Below are 18,935 nucleotides of genomic sequence, written 5' to 3'. Positions count from 1 at the left end.
CCCTAGGTCTCGACTTCGGCCTGAAGGTCTCGGAAATACCGGATGGTTGCGTGCAATCCTTCTTTCAGTTGCACTTTGGGTTCCCAGCCTAGCAGGGTCCGCGCCAGTGTGATATCGGGCTGGCGCTGTTTCGGGTCATCCTCTGGCAACTCCTTGAAACTGACAGGGGTCTCGGCCCCCACAAGGGCCTGCACTTCGCGGGCAAGTTCGTTCATCGAGAATTCGTTGGGATTGCCCAGATTGACCGGGCCGGTCACGTCCGCGCCGGTCTCCATCAGGCGGATGAACCCTTCGATCAGATCATCCACGTAACAGAAAGACCGGGTCTGCGTACCGTCGCCAAAGATCGTGATCGGCTCGCCCGTCAGGGCCTGCATAATAAAGTTCGACACGACGCGCCCATCGGCGGGGTGCATTCTGGGCCCGTAGGTGTTGAAGATTCGGGCGACCTTGATCTCCAACCCCATCTGCCGGTGATAGTCGAAGAATAAGGTCTCGGCGCAGCGCTTGCCTTCGTCATAGCAGGATCGCGGACCAACCGGGTTGACGTTGCCCCAATAATCTTCGGTCTGCGGATGAATGGTCGGGTCGCCATAGACCTCGGAGGTCGAGGCCTGAAAGATCTTGCATTTCAGCCGTTTCGCCAGACCCAGCATATTGATCGCGCCATGCACGCTGGTCTTGGTCGTCTGCACCGGATCGTGCTGATAATGCACGGGTGAGGCCGGGCAGGCGAGGTTATAGATCTCGTCGACCTCCACAAACAGAGGGAAGGTCACATCATGGCGCATGAACTCGAACCGCGGGTTGCTGTGCAGATGGTCGATATTGCGCTTGGTGCCGGTGAACAGGTTGTCGACGCACAGAACCTCATGCCCCTGATCCAGAAGCCGGTCGCACAGATGCGAGCCTAAAAACCCGGCCCCACCGGTTACGAGAACACGTTTTCGACTGTCATAAAGGCGGGCCATTGCAAATCCTTAATCGTTAAATCCAAGCCAGCTTGTCACGGGGAAGCTGGGTCTTGATCTGATTAGTAAACCGAAGGGATTTGAATTGCAGTAGATTTTGGTTTTTTGAGGGCGTGTTTGGTGTTGGTGGGTTTTCCCATCCATCCAATGCTTGATGCAAAGCATCAAGCACGCGCCCGACCCGCCCCCAAGGGCAGGCGCGTTCCGCACCCACCCTCGGGCCGAACGAGAGGTTTGTGATAACCTAGTCTAGGTGTTCGCTCCCATCTCAACGCAGGAAACTCGATGGGTAAGAGCCCCCCATCCTACCCTTGTTACGTGGCCGTTTGATGGACTTGGCTTCAGTCCCATCCTCGACATTCAAAAGAAAGTAATTTGGACCACACGTGCAAAAAGATCGCCACTTGGTATGATGATCAAAAGGTATCCCACCATGGCTAAAAAAATACAAAGAATTAGAGAGCTTCTGCGGCTTCGAACTCCCCTAATATAGTAGTCAATTACCAATGCTCTGATCATACCTTCAAAACGAGATTGTGTTTCGGTGAAGTGCACTTTATCGCCGTAGACCTTCTTTGAGCTTTCGAATTCCTTACCTCCTACGAGTATTTTGAAGTCTTCCCATTGGTCCAAATGATCTTCCCCATAAATTGAATAGGCACCTTCTTTGCAAATCTCGTCATAGATGTCCTCATAGTTCCTAAAAGTGAAGTTTCTTTTTGCAAACTCGAGGTACCCGGCTTGGTTGGTTGAGCGCGACATGACGCTTGGTCTTCGCAGCAAATAGATAGCATATGCAATGCCGACAAAAATCATTCCAAAGTAAACAAAACGCACCCGTGAACCGGGGGAAATTACGAAGGTAGTTTTTTCGTTGCCGACAAGTGTGGAAAAATCAGCGCTCTCTATGAAATAGTCGTTAAAAATAATAAGATAACCAAAAACCGGTATTAAGAAGAAACTTTTGGTCATGGGGCCATCTAACAGATAAACGAAGTTATCCCATCTAAGGTTCTTCCAACGAACTTTTCCGTCCTTGACTTTTCCATCAAACATCCAGCTCCTCCACAAACCGCGCGTTCTCCTGAATGTACTGGAACCGCAGCTCGGGTTTTTTCCCCATCAGACGCTCGACCAGATCTCCGGTCTCGCCGGGTTCGTCCTCGTCGATGGTGACCCGGATCAATTTCCGGGATTTGGGGTCCATCGTGGTCTCTTTCAGGTCCTTGGCGTCCATCTCGCCCAGACCCTTGAAGCGGGACACGTCGATCTTGCCCTTGCCGCCCAGACCTTTCTTCAGCCACTCGTCGCGCTCGGCCTCGTCCAGACAATAGACGCGTTTGGCACCCTGGGTCAGGCGGTACAAAGGCGGGCAGGCCAGGTACAGGTGACCCGCGTCAATCATCGGGCGCATCTGGGTAAAGAAGAATGTCATCAGCAAGGACGCGATATGCGCCCCGTCCACATCCGCGTCGGTCATGATGATGACCTTGTCATAGCGCAGATCGTCGAGGTTGAACTTGCTGCCCAGCCCCACGCCCAGCGCCTGCGTCAGGTCGTTGATCTCGGCATTGGTGCCCAGTTTCGAACTGGCCGCGCCCAGCACGTTGAGGATCTTGCCGCGCAAGGGCAGCAGGGCCTGCGTTTTGCGGTCGCGCCCCATTTTGGCCGAGCCGCCGGCCGAGTCGCCCTCGACGATGAATAGTTCGGTGCCTTCGCGTGTTGAACTGGAACAGTCCACCAGCTTGCCGGGAAGACGAAGTTTTTTAGTGGCGGACTTGCGTTGTGTTTCCTTCTCGGCCCGTCGGCGCAGGCGTTCTTCGGCCCGCAGGATCAGGAAGTCGAGGATCGCGCCGGCGGATTTCGTGTCGGCGGCCAGCCAGTTGTCGAAATGGTCGCGTACCGCGTTTTCCACCAGCCGCTGCGCCTCGACCGTGGCAAGGCGGTCTTTGGTCTGGCCGACGAATTCCGGTTCGCGGATGAAGCACGAGACCAGCGCGCAGCCCCCGGTCAGCAGGTCGTCGCGCGTGATCTGGGCGGCCTTCTTGTTGTTGATCAACTCGCCATAAGCCTTGATCCCCTTGAGGATCGCGGCCCAGAAACCGGCCACATGGGTGCCGCCTTCGGGGGTGGGAACGGTGTTACAATAGGACTGGATGAACCCGTCACGCGACGGTGTCCAGTTGATCGCCCATTCGACCTTGCCGGGGGTGCCGAATTTCTCGTTGAAATCGACGGTGCCCGCAAAAGGTTGCTCGGCATAGGTGGACGAGCCGTTCATCGTCTCTTTCAGGTAATCCGACAGGCCGCCGGGAAAGTGGAACGAGGCCTCGGTCGGGGTTTCACCGTCGTCGATGGCTGATTTCCAACGGATTTCCACACCCGAGAACAGGTAGGCCTTGGACCGGATCGATTTGAACAGGCGTGCCGGTTTGAACCGGTGGTGGCCAAATATTTCCTCATCCGCGTGGAAGGTTACGGTCGTGCCGCGCCGGTTGGGGGCGGCGCCGACCTTTTCCACAGGGCCCAGCGGAACACCGCGCGAGAACCGTTGTTCGAACAGCGTCTTGTCACGCGCCACCTGTACTACCATCGAATCCGACAGCGCGTTCACCACCGAAGCGCCCACGCCGTGCAGACCACCCGAGGTCTGATACGCCTTGCCCGAGAACTTGCCGCCGGCGTGCAATGTGCACAGGATCACCTCGAGCGCGGATTTGTCCGGGAACTTGGGGTGCGGATCGATTGGGATGCCGCGCCCGTTGTCACGTACGGTCAGGGCGTAATCGGCGTGCAGTTCCACCTCGATCCGGTTGGCATAGCCTGCCACGGCCTCGTCCATCGAGTTGTCGAGGATCTCGGCGACCATATGGTGCAAAGCGCGCTCATCCGTGCCGCCGATATACATGCCGGGTCGCTTGCGGACCGGTTCCAAACCTTCGAGCACCTCGATCGAGGAGGCGTCATAAGTTGTGGTCGCTTCTGGCGTCAACAGATCGTCGGGCATGGGTGCTGCTCTTGTTTTTGAGTTTCCCCCATTATGGCAGGTGATGTGGTCCGGGGGAAGAGGGGCGCGAGGTGTTGTGGACGGATAGAAGGCGCGGGGCCGCGGATTGCGTGGGCAATTCGTCGAACGTCACGATTGGCGGTTTTGCTTGAAACCACCGCCCCTGGCCATGGCGCGGGAAGGTTCCGCACTGCGTTATCGATAGTTGGTCAGGGCCTGTATTCCAGGCCGCAAAATTCACGATAACCCCGTCCGATAAAACCAGCGACGCGACAAATAACGTTACGCGATCGGGTTGAAGTCAGCCTTGCTGCGTCTCCGGCTCATTGACGGAATCGCTTTAAAAATATATCGTGAAGGCAGACTCCCAAAGTATCTATCTATCAGTTCCAAGCGTTCAAGAGTTACGTTCATTTCGTAATTGGAAGGCTGCTATGGCTACGTTTCAGGACGTTCAAGCAGCAGTGCATGATATTGCTGCCCGTTTGAATGTCACCCCAGAGCTTGCTCGTGCTGCGCTGATTAACCCCGTGTTGGCGCTTGAGGAGCTTGGGTTCGAATTGGACCTGTCTGGCCGACTTGAGCTGGAGGACAGAGCGCGGTTTTCCAAGAAACAGATCGTTGAACGCAAAAGTTTGCGAAAAAAGATTTTCGCCGCGTCCGGGCATGAATTTGACCCCGGGCAAGAACACGATCTGGCTGTGGTCCTTTTCGACGAGTTGAAGCTGGTCGATGATACTTCGAAACGCCCTGACCTGTCTCCCTTGTCCTTGCCGATGCGAAAAGTGCGCTATTCCACCTCCAAAGTGAAGGTGGCCAAGGTCAAGGCATCAGAAATCGCGCGCCAGTTTCCTGGGAAAGCCAAAGGCAAATCCGTCGCCGGGATCGATCCAAGTTTGATTGAGCCCGTGAAGATTCCTGATCCGCTGGAAGCGCTGGGTAAGGCGCACAAAATCATCTCTCCGTTACTTGCCTACCGGCAACTTGATGCATCGACACCGCGTTTTGCGACTGAGGCGCTGTATCGTGCCGTGCGAACCGGGAAACGTAGGCTGGTCAATATCACGCCCCGCGCCGTTGTCACCGGCACTGCTTGAAGACACCCGGGCGCGATTTCCTCGCGCCGTCACACCGAGGACGTCAGGATGGCAAATACAAGAGGATACCAAGTTGTCGTCGAAGCCTCAGAAGAGGTCCTGCGAAAGGTCATTCGGGGGGCGTGGAAGTCCGCGGAATGCGACGATGATCCCGGCGATGAAGGCCGCATTCCCGAATTCATGGATGTTCCCGCAGGTGAAACCTTTGGCGGTTTTGTCGTCGCTGACGGGTCTGTTCAGATTCCCGAAGACCAGTTGGACGCCAGCTTGCGTCCGGACATCACCGGTGCCGAAATTCGACTTGGTGTCCTGATCCAGATCGAAATCGAAAACCCCCCGGTTCCATCGGCGCAAATGCTGACGATGACGGCCGATCTTGCTGCGGCTGCGCCGATCGGTCTAATTCCCGAGCGTCAGGATGTGGGATGGCTGTTGGATGGCCTGCCTCGCAACCAGGTGTCCGCCACGCTGACCAGCGGCGATCCGATTGCGTCCAATATCGAGTTGTTCGCAAGTGAATTCGTGGACAAAGCCTATGAGAACGGTGGCCCCGGCGGACCGATCGATCCGGCCTTTCCCTCCATCCCCCATGTCATCGATGAGACCGAGCTGCAATTTGCCTTGGGAGCGTTGACGACGGATGTCCATGCGGAAATCTTCAACGACGCCTCGGACGCGGCGCACGATATTGAAACCACCGTGTCAGGCGGTGACATAACAATTTCGTTGCCGGTCTATCTGCGCATGTTCAACATTGTCGTTGGGCCGACGGTACAGCTTTTTTTCAATCCGCAGGATCCCATGGGGATCGAAACGCGGATCAACATCACGGCACCATTCAATCGGGTCGGTTCGGAATTCCGGACGGATTTAAACGCGGCCATCGTTACCGTGGACGCGATCAACCCCGCCGGTCCGGAATATGGGCCAGAGGGTGACAATTACATCGACAACCGAGATCAACTGGCGGCGATCCCGTTGGTCGCGATTGACCTCGACGCCCAGATATCCAGCGAACTGGTGTCGCGGGGGCAGGAATTGGCCAGTGGGCTGGGCGAGATTTCAATTGCGGCCCCGACAGTAGCCGAGATCGAAGAATTCATCGGCGACTTTTTTCATCAGGATCTTGAGGCCCGCGATTTCGTTTACATCTGGGGGCCAGAGGCAACGGACGAAGAGTTTGAAGTCGACAGTATCACCGTCGGCGTGACAAACGAGTTTCTGGCGATCGCCTTGAACGATGATGGCGGTGGTGACGTAGGCGGGCTTGCCAATTTCATCCCTGCTGACAGGGATTTTGCAATTGCCATCAGCGCGGCCCAGGTTGAAGCATCGATTGAAACGGCGCGCATCGAAGCCGAATTGTCGGATGATGACCTTCCGAAGACCTTTACACCTGACGGGCGCGAAGTCCGGCTGACCGATCTGGACGTGAGCCTCAGGGCCGGGGCGATCAGAATATCGGGCAAGGTGACGGTCGTAGACGCGATCCTGGGCAGTATTGATGTGGATGCCGACTTTTTCAATGATGTCGGATTGCGCTGGCAGCCGAACGGTTCGCTGGGCCCAACCGGTGGGCAGCAAATGGATCACTTTGAAATCGACAGCGATGTCGATCCCGAAGAATCCGTGCTGCTTTGGGTGCTGACGGCAATCGCCGCGATATTGTCATTCGGCGCTTTCGGAATTCTGGGTGCATTGGTCGTTGTGATCGTGGCCCTTGTCGTCCGGGGAATTGCCGAAAGCATGGGCAGTGAAATCTTGTCAGATGAAGTTACCAATACGGTCACGGGTATCACCGGCTGGCCGGAGAACCTTGCCAGGATCGGGCGGGTCGAAGCGGTATTTTCGGACCCGATCGTGATTGATACCGACGGTCTTGAAATTGCCGGAGATTTCACTGTCATAAGCAGTTGCGAAGCCACGGATGTCGTCCCGGCGGATTCGGGTGGTGCACGGTCGGGTGCGGCCGCATCGGCCATGTCGCTTGCGGCTGCGAATGAACATCCTGACGCAGGGTACGAGTGGTTGCCGGGTGACGGAACACCGGCCGCGGTCTTGCCCTCGATTCAGCATGTCTATGCTGCAAGCGGTGTCTACACTGCAAAACATGCGCTGACGATCAACCAGCCGGGCGGCGCGCGCAGTCGCAGTTTCTCGCTTGTTACCGTCGAAAATGTGCCGCCGACAGTGGATGCCGGCCCTGATCTGACGGTGCAGGAGGGCGAAGAGGTCACTCTGGTCGCACGGTTCCGAGATGTCGAATACCCCGACACCCACGAGTCCATGTGGTATTTCGGTGATCACCACGCGCCCAAACCCGGCGTTATTTCTGAAACCAATGCTCCTCCTGCGGCGACAGGCACGTCGACCGTGACCCATGCCTGGTGCGACAATGGCGAATACACCGTCACGGTGCGTATTCGCGACGTCAACGGGGGCGAGGCCATCGACACCTTGCGTGTCACCGTGACCAATGTTCCGCCCGAAGTCGAAGCTGGCCCGGACCTTTATGCATATGTCTGCACACCGATCACGCTTGTCGCCGATTTCGGGGATCCCGGCTGGTGCGACACGCATACGGCCAAGTGGGATTTCGGCGATTGCAGTGAACCCCGCACGGCCCTGATCGAGGAAACGAATGAACCACCGGCAGCCGAAGGCACGGCGACCGCCTCACATATCTATGAAAACTGTGGTGACTTCCGGGCCATCTGTACCGTCATGGATGACGATGGCGCCTTTGGTCAGGATGACCTGACCGTCCGGGTCGTGCATTTGCTGAACCCTGGTTTCGAAGATGGTTTCCGTTCGCTTCCAGCGGGCAATGTCGGTCGCTTCTGGACACCCTATGCATGGCTGACCGACTTGGCAGCCTTTCATGCCGGAAAGGGAAATCCCGTTCCGCAATTGGCCCCGATCCCCGCCGATGCCTTTGACTGCGAAGGTTGCATCGTCCGGACCGGGGACAGGTCCCAAAGGGTCATCGCGCAGCGCGGCCTTCGTGTCGGCCTGTGGCAATCGCTGGGTTCGAATCCGGGGTGGGACTATGAGTTCTCATGTTGGTTCGCGAAGGAGGCCGGCGACGCAGGCGGCTATGCTCTGGGGTTGGATCCGCGCGGTGGTGATGATCCGCGGGCGCCCTGGGTGGAATGGTGGACCGGCAATCTGGACGGTGCCTGGCGGCAATTGCGGGGTCGCGTGACGGCGGAAGCCGAAGCCGTGACGGTATTTCTGGAGTTCAGCGGAGATGATCCGCGCAACGATGCGCTTGGCTATATTGATGATTGCGCTTTCATCGCGATTCAGCCGCATTGTCCGGAGCAGCCGAAGCCCGATCCGGAAGTTCCCCCGCGTGAACGTTGCATTGATTTTCGCGGCCAGAAACTGCCTTCCCGCCACCCGGTATTGAACGTCGGCGGTGTGCGGTTCCTGCCGACCAAGGGCAGCCTTCTTCAGATCATTGGCGGGTTCCAGCCGCAAGGCACACCCAAACTGTTGCTTTCCATCGCCGGTGTCTTTGCCCATCTGCCGGTCGTTGCTGATTGGGCCCGCCTCAAGCTGAGCTTTGCTGGCGGAAAGCCCATAACGATCATCGCAATTGATGCGGCGGGCAATGTCCTGACGACCCAGACAGGAACGCAGCAGCAGGGGGTACAGATTATCGAAGTTCAGGCGAGCGGTATGGTGACCCTCGCCATGCGCGCGCAGGAAGCGGCGTTGATCGAACTGTGTTTCCGGCCGGAACACCCGCGCAGTACGCCCTCGGCAGAACCTGAACCGGGGCCTGGCATTGTCGTGAATCCGCGCTTCGACCGTGCCGTCGCACCGGCCATGTTCAGTGCAGGGACGACCACGGAGGACAGAACCTTGACCGAAACCAACAGCCCTCATCCGTTCGGCCTGTCCGAGGCGGCTTGGGGCAAGCTGGACACTCAGCTGCGATCGGAATTGGCGAAGGCTGCAACAGACGGCGATGATGGGAACTCGGTGCAGGTCATATTGCGCTTGGCGCCAGACACCGAAGGCAATGCGCCCTCTTTCCGGCGCGCCGAAACGAAGGCACGCGAAGATTATTTCCGCCGACGCACACGGCCCCTGGTCGGCACCCTGGAAAGCCTGGGCGGTGTCGGGATTACCGAACTGTGGCTGATCGACAGTGTTGCCGTTGAACTTTCGCCCGGGGCCATCGCGACAATGGCCAACGATCCTTCCGTGGTGATGATCACCCATTCCACCAAACGTCAGGCCATTCCTGAAAACCCCATAAGACCATGATCTAAAGGAGCACGAAATGTCCGAGTTAAGCCGGGAACACGTTGATCGCTTCGAAAGAGCGGAACGTCGTGAAATCGAGAAGCTTCGTGCCGAGTTTGGCAGCGAGTCCATCTTGAAGATGGACAGCATTATCTTGCGCGACCTCTTGGCCAACCGAAAAGAGGCGCGCCTGAACGCCCTGCTTGGCCAAACCGAAACCGCCCAGCTTCCCCGGCATCGCGTGCTGGTCTCGCTGCGCAGCGGCAGGGCATCGCCGGATCGCCCGCCCCGTGCGTTCGACCGGCGCCAGCGCCGCCGTTCAATCATGCAACACCGACGCCATGGTGAAGACGTGGTGGGCAAAATCGCCCGAAGCTTTGAAGAGCGGGGGATTGAGGTCGAACGGTCGTTTTGGCTGACTCACAGTCTGGTTGTCCTTGCCGATGATCAGCGCCTTACGGATATCGCGGGGCGCGCCGATGTCCTGAAGATGGTTCATTGCAAAAACCAGATCCTGATCGACCTGGATAACAGTCGTCCGCTGATCAATGCCGATGTCGTGGAAGCCAGCGGGATCAACGGTGCCGAAGTGGATGTTGCCGTTCTGGATACGGGCGTGGACCAGACACATCCCGAACTTGCCGGAAATTTCGGCACCCAACAGGATTTTACCGGCGAGGGGTTGGGCGACCTGAACGGGCACGGTACTCATTGTGCGGGTGTTGTCGCCAGCAATGGCGCGACGTTCCGTGGTGTCGCCACGGGGGCGGTTATCCACGACTACAAGCTGCTGGATCAGTTTGGCAGTGGGAACGCTCCAAACTGCGTTTCGGCAATCCAACAGGCCGTCGCGGACGGGATGGATGTTCTTTCCAATTCCTGGGGCTTTTCGCACAGAAACGGCAATTGGGTCGATCCGGACGGAACATGCGTTTTGTGTGTCGCCGCTGATGCGGCTTCGACCGCCGGGGTGACCTTTGTGGTGGCCGCGGGCAACGAGGGCAATGACAGTTGCGGCACCTATGACACGCGCATTCGCTGTCCGGGTATTGCGCAGAGCGTGATCACCGTCGGCGCAAGCGATGACAGCGACAACATGGCCGGTTTCTCCAGTCCCGGACCAACGCCGGATGGACGCGACAAACCGGATGTCACCGCCCCCGGCGTGGATATCGTGGCATCGCGATCGGCGACCGGCAACGACATGAATGGCGGCGCGACGGTGATAGATCCGCTTCATCTCGAGGCCAGCGGCACCTCGATGGCCTGCCCCCATGTCGCCGGGGTCGCGGCGCTGATGTTGCAGCGAAACCCGACACTGCTGCCGGCTGACATCAAGGCAGTTCTCATGGCCACCGCCGTCGATATCGGCGCACCGACCACGCAGCAGGGCGCCGGGCGTGTGGATGCTCGGGCGGCGGTCGGCTCGGTCTGATTTGGAAATTCTGGAACGGAGGATACGAACGTGGCAGACTATGAACAGCGGATGCAGCCGGAAGAGGGTGCAAAGGCAGTCGAAAAACTGGCCGAAGATGCTTTGGCGGGTTTCAAGGCGGACGCCAAGAAGGAATATGCTGAACTGGTCAAGCAGTACGAGGGCGCCAGTGCAACGGTTGGTGTTTTTGGTATGGGGTCGGTCGAAGTTTCGGTGATGAGCGGTGAAGTTCACATCAACCCGAGCCAAAAGCGCAAAGGGAAAGGCCGGGGCGTCGGCGCGATCTCACCGGAAGCTCTCGTGGCCATTTCCGAAGGCAGGATGACCGTAATGGACGCTTTCCACCGTGGTGAGATTGTTGTTCGCGCCGAGTCCGCAGCACTGCACGAGGGCTACGACAGTTTCATCAGGAACTCTGAAGCGGCGCTCAGGTCGAAGCGTTTGCAGAAGACGCTGGCGCAGTTCCGCAAGATTGCGGATGTCTGACTGGGTGCAGGACGAACAGGTCCGGGCCACGATACCCCAGGTTGAAGCATCCATGTTGAATGCTGTCGCCTCGGACCAGCCGGGTTTCGAAGAGATTGCCCACTGGCTTATCGGCGCTGGCGGGAAACGGTTGCGGCCAATTCTTCTGCTGCTTACCGCGCGAAGCCTCGCCGACACAGAAGGCCGCAAGCGCGCAATTCAGGCGGCGGCGGCTGTCGAAATGATCCATGTGGCGTCGCTCTATCATGACGACGTCATGGACCGGGCCGAACTTCGGCGTGGAGCGGAAAGCGTGAACCGTCGCTGGTCTTCGCCCATCGCCAGCTTCGCCGGAACATTCATTCTGGCCCGTGCACTAAACCTGTTGGATTCCATCAGCCCCAAAGCCTCTGAGCTGGCTGGCAAACATTGTTCCGCGCTGTGTCTGGGGCAGTTGCGCGAAGCAGAAAACGCCTACAACGCCGGTTGGACCATTGAAGAGCATCTTGAAATGCTCGAGGGCAAGACGGCCGAGCTGTTTGTTCTCGCCGCATCGCTGGGGGCGATGTTGGCAGACGTAAGTGATCAGGAACGAGACGCACTGATCACCTATTCAAAGTGCCTCGGCCTTGCATTTCAGCTGCGCGACGATGTTCTGGACTACATTGCAAGCAGCACCGAGCTTGGAAAGGGGTCCGCCTCTGATCTGCGCGAAGGGGCCTATACGATGCCGGTGCTCCTGTGCCTGGGTCAGAACGGTCAGGCCGCCGATGAATTGCGGGCCAGGTTGAGGCTGGCTGAAATGCAGGATGCAGACGTTTCGCGTGCTGTGGAAATCATTCGCAATTCGGGTGCGGTTGAAGCCACGGAACAGCTGGCGCGGGACAAATCCGAGGCAGCCGTCACGGTCATCTCGGGGCTTGACGATCATGTGCTGCGCGCCTCGCTGGCAAACCTCGCCCGGCTTTCGGTCGAAAGGAGGGCCTGACATGGACGGTTACGGCCCTCTTGCCGAGGATCTGCCGCTTGCGACACCTGCGGAAGCCGCCGCCGAGACATGGGACGCCATCATTGTCGGTGCGGGGCCCGGCGGCAGCGCTGCCGCCATCGAGCTGACGCGGAGAGGTCGAAAGGTCATTCTGATCGACCGTGAGGATTTCCCTCGGGACAAAAGCTGTGGAGACGGGATCACCCGGTCCGGTATCTCTCAGCTGAAACGCCTCGGCATCCTGTCCGCGCTTACAGATCAACAGGAGGTCGAAGGTGTGCGTGTCCATATGCGCAACAGGGGCCACCGGGATTTTCGATACGAGGGCGAAGACGACTATGGGCTGGTTGTACCCCGTTTGATACTGGATGACTGTCTTTTGCGTCAGGCCCGCGCGGAAGGAGCGGCTTTCTTGCCGAAATGCCGTGCCGACGATCTGGTAACGGATGAAAGCGGGACTGTCACAGGTGTCACCGCTCGGATGCAGGATGGCACGACAGTGGTTCTGACCGGGTACATGGTCATCGCCGCAGACGGGGCCGCGTCTCGATTGGCGAAAGCAGCGGGATTGCGGGAAACACCGGAACAAGGCTATGGCACCGCGCTTCGCGGTTATGTCGATGGCTGCGGAGACACTCCGCCACTGCTGGAAATAATGCTGCCGTTGACTGATGTTACGGACCGGTACTTGTTGCCGTCCTATGGCTGGGCATTCCCAACGGGGAAGGGAACTGCAAATGTCGGTGTCGGGCTGTTCTGCAGGGCGTTTGACACCAATGTCAGAACATTGTTCGACCAATTTCTGGACGTGCTCCGAAAGGATTATCCGGAATATTCGGGCATTCAGTTGTCCGGTACGACCTTGGGGGCACCGCTGAGGTTCGATTTCGCACCGGAACGCGCCGCCCATTCAGGTCTGTTGCTGGTAGGGGACGCCGCCGGTCTTATCAGCCCGTTTACAGGCGAAGGAATTAGCTTTGCGCTGGAATCCGGTGCGCTTGCGGCGCAAACCACTGATCGATGTCTCCGCACAGGGGCAGGCCCTTGGGTGGCGGCAGACGACTATGCGCTTTTGTTGGGGGATCGCTTTGCCGGGTACTTCACGCTCGGGAACCGCGCAAGCCGCCGATACGAGTTCATCTGGCGCGTGTTGGACGATACGTTTGAAAGCGACAAGCCGGTCCACAACATGCTGCGCCGCGCCGTTTTGGTGCCTGAAGGCACGGGCGGTGATGTGGAAAGCGCCATGTTGGATGACGTGTCGCCCCTTGTACGCGTGCCCGAGATGCCGCTTGGGGACGACCTGCGCGATGTGGGCGCACGCCTCAATCACATCGTGCGCACCGATTGGCCGTTTCTGACGCGCATGTCCTTCGCGGGCAAGCGGGCTGACATGGTTGCGTTTCGACCTTCGCTGTTGCTTTTGCTGACGTCCTATCTGGGTGATGTTGAGGCAAAAAGGCGTCGTGCCGCGGCCACGGCGCTGGAACTTGCGTATCTGGGGTTTCTTGCCCAAAGCGGTATTCGAGGGGTCGAGGCCGCGGCCGCAACATCCGACGCCAAGGCCAACTGGGGCGACAAGCTTGGGATACTCACAGGTGATTATCTTCTGGCGAAGGCGCATGAAGTCGGCGCACGGGACTGCCCGGATCTGGTGCCATCAATCCTGAGTGCCATGGCCTCGGCCTGTGAAGGCCGGGTGTCCGAGCTTCGGACCGCATGGCAACCGGATCTGGCGGTCGAAAAGCGTATCGCGCAGATGCGGCAATGCATGGCTGCATTCTTCCGACTGCCTTGTGAACTCGGTGCGATGCTTGCCGAACAAAACGATCTGTCAGACGCCCTTCGCGACTATGGCGAGAATCTTGGCCTGGCTTACCTGCTGACCGAGGATGAACTGGCCCTGGACCGCCCCCCGGGCAGCACCCCATTTGCGTCAGACCTCTCGAGCGGCCTGTTCAGCGTGCCTGTTCTCGAGGCAGCCCAGCGGCAAACCGGGGGCGCGGCAGTCCGTGCTTTCCTTAGTCACCGTGACCCTGCGCGGTTTTTGGCAGAGCTTTCTCCGGCCGCGCGCCATATCAAGAGGCAGAAATTGCCTGAAGAATACCGCGATCAGGCAATAGCAGCGCTAAGCCCCGTGCCACGGGGCGGCGTGGCAAAATCGCTTTCGGCGCTTGCAGGTTACGCGGTAAGTCGACACGTCCCAAAACGCCGCGTGCTGTAAAAGTGCGATCCAGGTTCAGTGGTATCCCGCTGTAGGTCAAAAGCGCAACCGTTCGCGTTGCCTTGCCCCATGCGCCGGGTGCTTCATTCGGGAGCAGGGGGTATGTGTGGACAGCCCATGTTTCGGGCGGACGGTTCAGGTTCCAACCCGCTGCCATGAGCATGCCGCTTAGGACGATTTCCACCCGTGGCTCAATTTGGTTCGATAATGTCGACACAGCGCCTCGTGGATGACCGCCTCTTCCGCGGCGGTTCCCCAGTGGAGGATCCGGTTGATGGACATATGAGCGAGGCTTCCCAGAACGTCGGCCAAGCCGCTTCCCAACCGGCCATCCTGTTCTTCTCGCTGAAGGCGTCCAAGATCCGGATGAAGCCTGGCCGCACGTGCGTTCCAGCGCGATGGCCGCGAATGAATGCCTTTGCCCACCCCGAGCTCACTCAGAACAACACACGCACTTCTCCATTCCTTTCCAATAGCACGACGCGCAATCCGGCCCGACGCCGGGCCGCCGCCGTAGTTTTGCGAACAGCGCTCGGAGATCGCCAGCCGAACACCTGTAGGCAATTCCAAATCTTCGAACAGGGCGTCGATACTGGCGGCCGACGCCATCCACCGTCTGGACCGGCTGATCTTCGGATCGTTGAGCACATCAAGCGCAGTGATCGAGTCGGCGCCGAATATCCTCTCGCATGCGCCGAGCCCCAGTTCTCCGCCGTAGCGCGCCGTTTCAGGCAGGTATTCGTCAACAAGAAACCTGTCCACCAATCCACCGGCCGTTTTCTGCAAGTGAACAAGCACCCGGTTCCTCAGAACTCTGTCATGATCATTTGAAAACTTGATGCGGAAGCGCAGTTCAAGCTCCGGGTCTGCATATCTTACGAAGAACCAGTTCTCGATCAGATTGCGTTTCTGCCACAGCGCCAACCTGTTCGATTGCAGTTTCAGGAACTGTTCCAGCTTCATGGCATCCCCGAAAAGCCGCAGATACAACCATGACCCGGCCTCTTCAGTGCCGTGCCCCAGCGGTTGCCATGCGGTCGGGTTGGCATCGTATTCGACAAAGGGCGTATCAACTGGCTTTGCTGGGGCATAAACCAGTTCAGAGGCCAATCGACCATGCGACGAGTCGATCCACCAATCCTTGGGCGTTGGAAGGTACTCGCAGATCGAAAGCGGCCCTTTTTTCAACGTCTTGATCAGGTTCGCAGTGGAAAAGGGGTTGTCCAGATCCCATGGCGTGGCCATGTCGCTGGCCTCATCCGTAGGGGCCACGTATCGCGGCAATTCCAGTTTTTGTCGGTTGGCTTCCAGCCAGAATTCCGCTTTGCCCGACCTGACCACCTGTGTCGGGATGCAAAGACGCCACCGTTGCGGCGCAAGGACCACATTTCCAGCACAGACCCTGGGCAGTCGGTTCCGATTGCTTTGCGATTGCCACGACCAGATCACCGACGGTTGCCGCATGTGCATGGCGATGTCGATGAGCAGAAGATAGACAGCCGGCGCCCCGGGAGGGCTTTGGTGGGCAGCGTGCAGTTGTGGAATGACCTCGACGCCTTGGCTGCCCCAGAACAGTCGGAACCGACTGCCATCGTGGCGAATCCACAGATCGTGCAGCGGAATCCTCAGTTCGGGCGGTAACCCGCTGTCGCCGAGGATCTCGATGACATACCGTGAAAGGCTGGCGCGTCTGAGGATGTTTGATGACCGGGGGTCCGTGGCGCACAGGATGTCTGCTTCGACAATTGTCGAATCCTCTTCACGCGTGGGGCTGTGTTGCATCAACGTGTCTGCGATCAACTGATTTCGCCTTGAGAAACGGCCGAAAATCGCCTTGGGCCCGCCCGGGAAAATACCTTCGGGATAGGCCGTCCAGACGGGGTTGTGCCCGACACTGCGTCCTACTTTGCTTAGAAGAACGCCATCCTGGATGGCGAAAGGGGTCTGGTCCGTGTTGCGGGCATGCAGGATCTCGATATCCTGCGCGCAAAGCACCCACTTGTGCGCGTCCCAATCGGGTTCCAGCGGAAATTTCTGAAGGTTTTGCCTAGGGGCATCACTTGACGACCCCGTACCTGTAACGAAATCCATTCGCAGCGGCATGCCGAGATATGCAAGCCCGCTTTCGGCATCCACGGCCTGACCCAGCAACACGGCGCGGTCACCGTAACGGTCAAGGAAACGCCGTTCAAATTCCAAAAAACGGTTTGGCTTTGGCACGCGAAAGCCGATCTTTTCCAAAATGTTCCATGCGTCGGTCAGTGCCTGCACCGCGCGCAGTGGTGTTTCCAACGTGCCGACGCAATGCGCATCGACATGCAGAAAATCACCTCTCCAACCCGGGGCGAAAGAGTCAGCTGTTCGCCCTAGTTGCTTTAACGCGATCATCGAAGGGGTTTCACGCGCGGCATCAAGATCATGCCGGAGTGCCGCCAAGCCTCTCTTTTGGCGGGCGGTCATATCTCTTTCCAGCCGCTTCAGGGTTCTGGCGGTTGCGTCATGCCCCAGAAGTATTGGGTCTTTCCGTGGTATCAGAGCCTCGGACCGACAGAGATCCGAGATCGTCACGGCAGATTTGAAAGAGCGGTCTTTAAGGGCCGTTTCCAGATCGGAAATCGGGACGGAATCGACATCAAAGATGAACTCTGCCAGATCGGAATCCGCCGCTGCAATGATCTGTTCGTGGTTCCAGGGTCCGTCGAGATCACCGTTGGTTATCCAGTGCAGAACGTCCTGTTCCCACCAGGCCGATGGATTGCACCGCACCCTTGTGCTTTGCGTTTCGGCGAGTCCGGCGGCAATATGAGACAAAAACCCACAGTCCAGATCCATATCCAGATGGTGGTCTGCCACGGTGACGATGTCCTTGCCTGCAACAGGTACTGCCGTGCCCACTGCCGCGAATGCGCCGAACGGCGTCGGGCGAAAACACATTCGGTAAACAAACCGAAACAATGTGCCGAGGACTGCGGGGGAGAGGCCTTCGCCTTTCTCGAGTTCCCGCTTGACCTTCGAAAAGAAACCGGGTCGTGCAATGAACAGCGACAAGGCAAAGGCCGGATCGCGAATTAAATCTGAAGCACGCTTTTCCAGATCCTTTTTTCGGGTGCTTTTTGTGACTCCGCCAAGATCGTGCTGCGGTGAACGCGTACTAACACGAATTCCGAGGAACGGACGAGAGTTGTGCGATTCTGGTCGGGACGGACAGTGTGCACTCTCTTCAACATCCAGCCCCATGAACTTCAGATATCCGAGGTAACCCGTGTCCCTTAGGGCAAGCAGTGCCAACAAAACGCCGCTCGACCCGGTCAAAAGATCCGTCGATTGAAACGTCTTCCAGCCTGCGCCGATCGCGGGAAGCCCGTCCGGGCTCAATTCCCGTTCAACGAGGGACAAAAGCCGTTCGGCGTGCTTTCCGATCAGGGGATCGACGTCCGCGTTGGGAAAAAGCGATCGAATGGCAAGGGCCATCACGACAATTCCGGCATCGCCATGGCACAGCCCACCGTCATTGATACCTGTCTCACGAATAGGTCTGTCGACGCAGGATACCAGAACCCGCGATGCGACATCGCGTATTTCGTCCTCCATACCCACCAGCCTCGCCGCCGCGAGCGCGGTGTATATGATACCTAGGTCGCCATAACACCACGCAAGACGTGACGGTACCTCCCACGCATGACTGAGCGCTGACATGCAGGGAAAGCAGGATGACAGGCCGCTGTCTGAAAACGCGCCCCGGTGCGAAAGGAGAAACAGGACCGCGTCTTTGAGGTCTTCGATGTGTCGCGGTGTGAACGCGTGCCGCCGACCCAGGCGAGCCAGAGCCAGAACGGCGCCAGGAGAACCATGCGCCAGCCCCATGTTGACGAGGTACCGCGTTGTTTTCAGGGGGCCGGTCTCGTCTTCCGGAGAGGAAAAAGGTTCTGTCCACGCAAGCCCCCGTTCTGTGCGTGCCGAGTGCCTCCAAAGCTCCTCGGCTAAACGCAGGCACAGCGACTTTCCCCCAAGACGGGCCGTCCGGGATTTCGGTTCGCACAAAAATACGGATATACCCGCAAGACCGGACACGTGATCGAAATGCCCCATCCAGGGGGCTTCGAGAAGGCGTTGCGCAACCGAACGCAGGGCACGGTCAAGCGCCAGTTGCGCTTCGGGATCGTTTGGATTGGCGTCCAGAGCATGACAGGCCAGCAACCCAAGGCCGGCGCGGCCATCGAACAGTGAAACAGGGGCTCCGCGCAGGTCTCGGTCGCAAGCCCAGATGGTCGCAAGGCGACGTGACGCGGCGGATCGCACGCGATCATCCTTTAGAAACTTGTCTGCCGCCAGCAATGCCATCGCCTCTCCGGCGACGGCGCTTCCCAGTCCGATAGCATCAGTTCTGATCGGGGCCGCCACAATCGACCCTGCAATGGACTGTATTGCCGCTTCAATCCGCGTTGATGAAATAGACATTGAACAAAATAAATTCTCCGCCACGCGAGATTT

General features: G+C 58.4%; 10 protein-coding genes. 6 read left to right on the top strand and 4 right to left on the bottom strand.

The annotated features are described in order from the left end of the window. Positions 1-2: 2 nt before the first annotated feature. The 3 genes from GS611_RS06815 to parE form a co-directional block, all read right to left on the bottom strand. Entirely contained in the window at positions 3-971 is a 969-nt protein-coding gene (locus tag GS611_RS06815) for a UDP-glucuronic acid decarboxylase family protein (RefSeq protein ID WP_171633573.1), read from the bottom strand. A 360-nt stretch (positions 972-1,331) separates the two neighbouring features. Next, the gene (locus GS611_RS06810) at positions 1,332-2,027 is read right to left on the bottom strand and encodes a hypothetical protein (protein ID WP_171633570.1); all 696 of its coding nucleotides are present in this window, start codon (positions 2,025-2,027) and stop codon (positions 1,332-1,334) included. Further along, a complete protein-coding gene (parE, locus tag GS611_RS06805) occupies positions 2,020-3,978 on the bottom strand; it encodes a DNA topoisomerase IV subunit B (RefSeq protein WP_171633568.1) in 1,959 nt (652 codons plus the stop codon). The genes GS611_RS06810 and parE overlap by 8 nt, the downstream gene beginning before the upstream one ends. Before the next feature lie 353 nt (positions 3,979-4,331). On the opposite strand from parE, the gene GS611_RS06800 reads away from it, so the two are divergent. Genes GS611_RS06800 through GS611_RS06775 form a run of 6 tightly spaced genes read left to right on the top strand, consistent with a single transcriptional unit; the run spans position 4,332 to position 14,444 of the window. Then, complete coding sequence (locus GS611_RS06800; protein WP_171633565.1) at positions 4,332-5,075, top strand: hypothetical protein; 744 nt, start codon at positions 4,332-4,334, stop codon at positions 5,073-5,075. A gap of 48 nt (positions 5,076-5,123) precedes the next feature. Then, entirely contained in the window at positions 5,124-9,353 is a 4,230-nt protein-coding gene (locus tag GS611_RS06795) for a PKD domain-containing protein (RefSeq protein ID WP_171633562.1), read from the top strand. 16 nt (positions 9,354-9,369) lie between these two features. Continuing rightward, positions 9,370-10,767 (top strand): S8 family serine peptidase, encoded by a 1,398-nt coding sequence (locus tag GS611_RS06790; protein WP_171633559.1) that lies wholly within the window; start codon positions 9,370-9,372, stop codon positions 10,765-10,767. A gap of 30 nt (positions 10,768-10,797) precedes the next feature. Continuing rightward, complete coding sequence (locus GS611_RS06785) at positions 10,798-11,253, top strand: hypothetical protein (protein WP_171633556.1); 456 nt, start codon at positions 10,798-10,800, stop codon at positions 11,251-11,253. After that, complete coding sequence (locus tag GS611_RS06780) at positions 11,246-12,220, top strand: polyprenyl synthetase family protein (protein WP_171633553.1); 975 nt, start codon at positions 11,246-11,248, stop codon at positions 12,218-12,220. Before GS611_RS06785 ends, GS611_RS06780 begins: the two co-directional genes overlap by 8 nt. A 1-nt stretch (position 12,221) precedes the next feature. After that, positions 12,222-14,444, top strand: a complete 2,223-nt coding sequence (locus GS611_RS06775) for a geranylgeranyl reductase family protein (protein ID WP_171633551.1) — start codon at positions 12,222-12,224, stop codon at positions 14,442-14,444. Positions 14,445-14,612: 168 nt separating this feature from the next. Here the strand turns inward: GS611_RS06775 and GS611_RS06770 are convergent, their stop codons facing one another. After that, positions 14,613-18,902 carry a thiopeptide-type bacteriocin biosynthesis protein gene (locus GS611_RS06770; RefSeq protein ID WP_171633548.1) on the bottom strand — a complete coding sequence of 1,430 codons (4,290 nt, stop codon included), beginning with the start codon at positions 18,900-18,902 and terminating at the stop codon, positions 14,613-14,615. Between the last annotated feature and the right edge of the window lie 33 nt (positions 18,903-18,935).

The sequence above is a fragment of the Ruegeria sp. HKCCD6119 genome (assembly GCF_013110585.1).
GTDB lineage: Bacteria > Pseudomonadota > Alphaproteobacteria > Rhodobacterales > Rhodobacteraceae > Ruegeria.
Note: the sequence above shows the minus strand (reverse complement) of the source record. Positions and strands in the feature narration are given on the sequence as shown.

Bases quoted from the DNA above. Each gene is read 5' to 3' on its own strand.
- GS611_RS06790 (WP_171633559.1), top strand. From the start codon at position 9,370: ATGTCCGAGTTAAGCCGGGAACACGTTGATCGCTTCGAAAGAGCGGAA.
- parE (WP_171633568.1), bottom strand. From the start codon at position 3,978: ATGCCCGACGATCTGTTGACGCCAGAAGCGACCACAACTTATGACGCC.
- GS611_RS06770 (WP_171633548.1), bottom strand. From the start codon at position 18,902: ATGTCTATTTCATCAACGCGGATTGAAGCGGCAATACAGTCCATTGCA.
- GS611_RS06810 (WP_171633570.1), bottom strand. From the start codon at position 2,027: ATGTTTGATGGAAAAGTCAAGGACGGAAAAGTTCGTTGGAAGAACCTT.
- GS611_RS06795 (WP_171633562.1), top strand. From the start codon at position 5,124: ATGGCAAATACAAGAGGATACCAAGTTGTCGTCGAAGCCTCAGAAGAG.
- GS611_RS06780 (WP_171633553.1), top strand. From the start codon at position 11,246: ATGTCTGACTGGGTGCAGGACGAACAGGTCCGGGCCACGATACCCCAG.
- GS611_RS06815 (WP_171633573.1), bottom strand. From the start codon at position 971: ATGGCCCGCCTTTATGACAGTCGAAAACGTGTTCTCGTAACCGGTGGG.
- GS611_RS06775 (WP_171633551.1), top strand. From the start codon at position 12,222: ATGGACGGTTACGGCCCTCTTGCCGAGGATCTGCCGCTTGCGACACCT.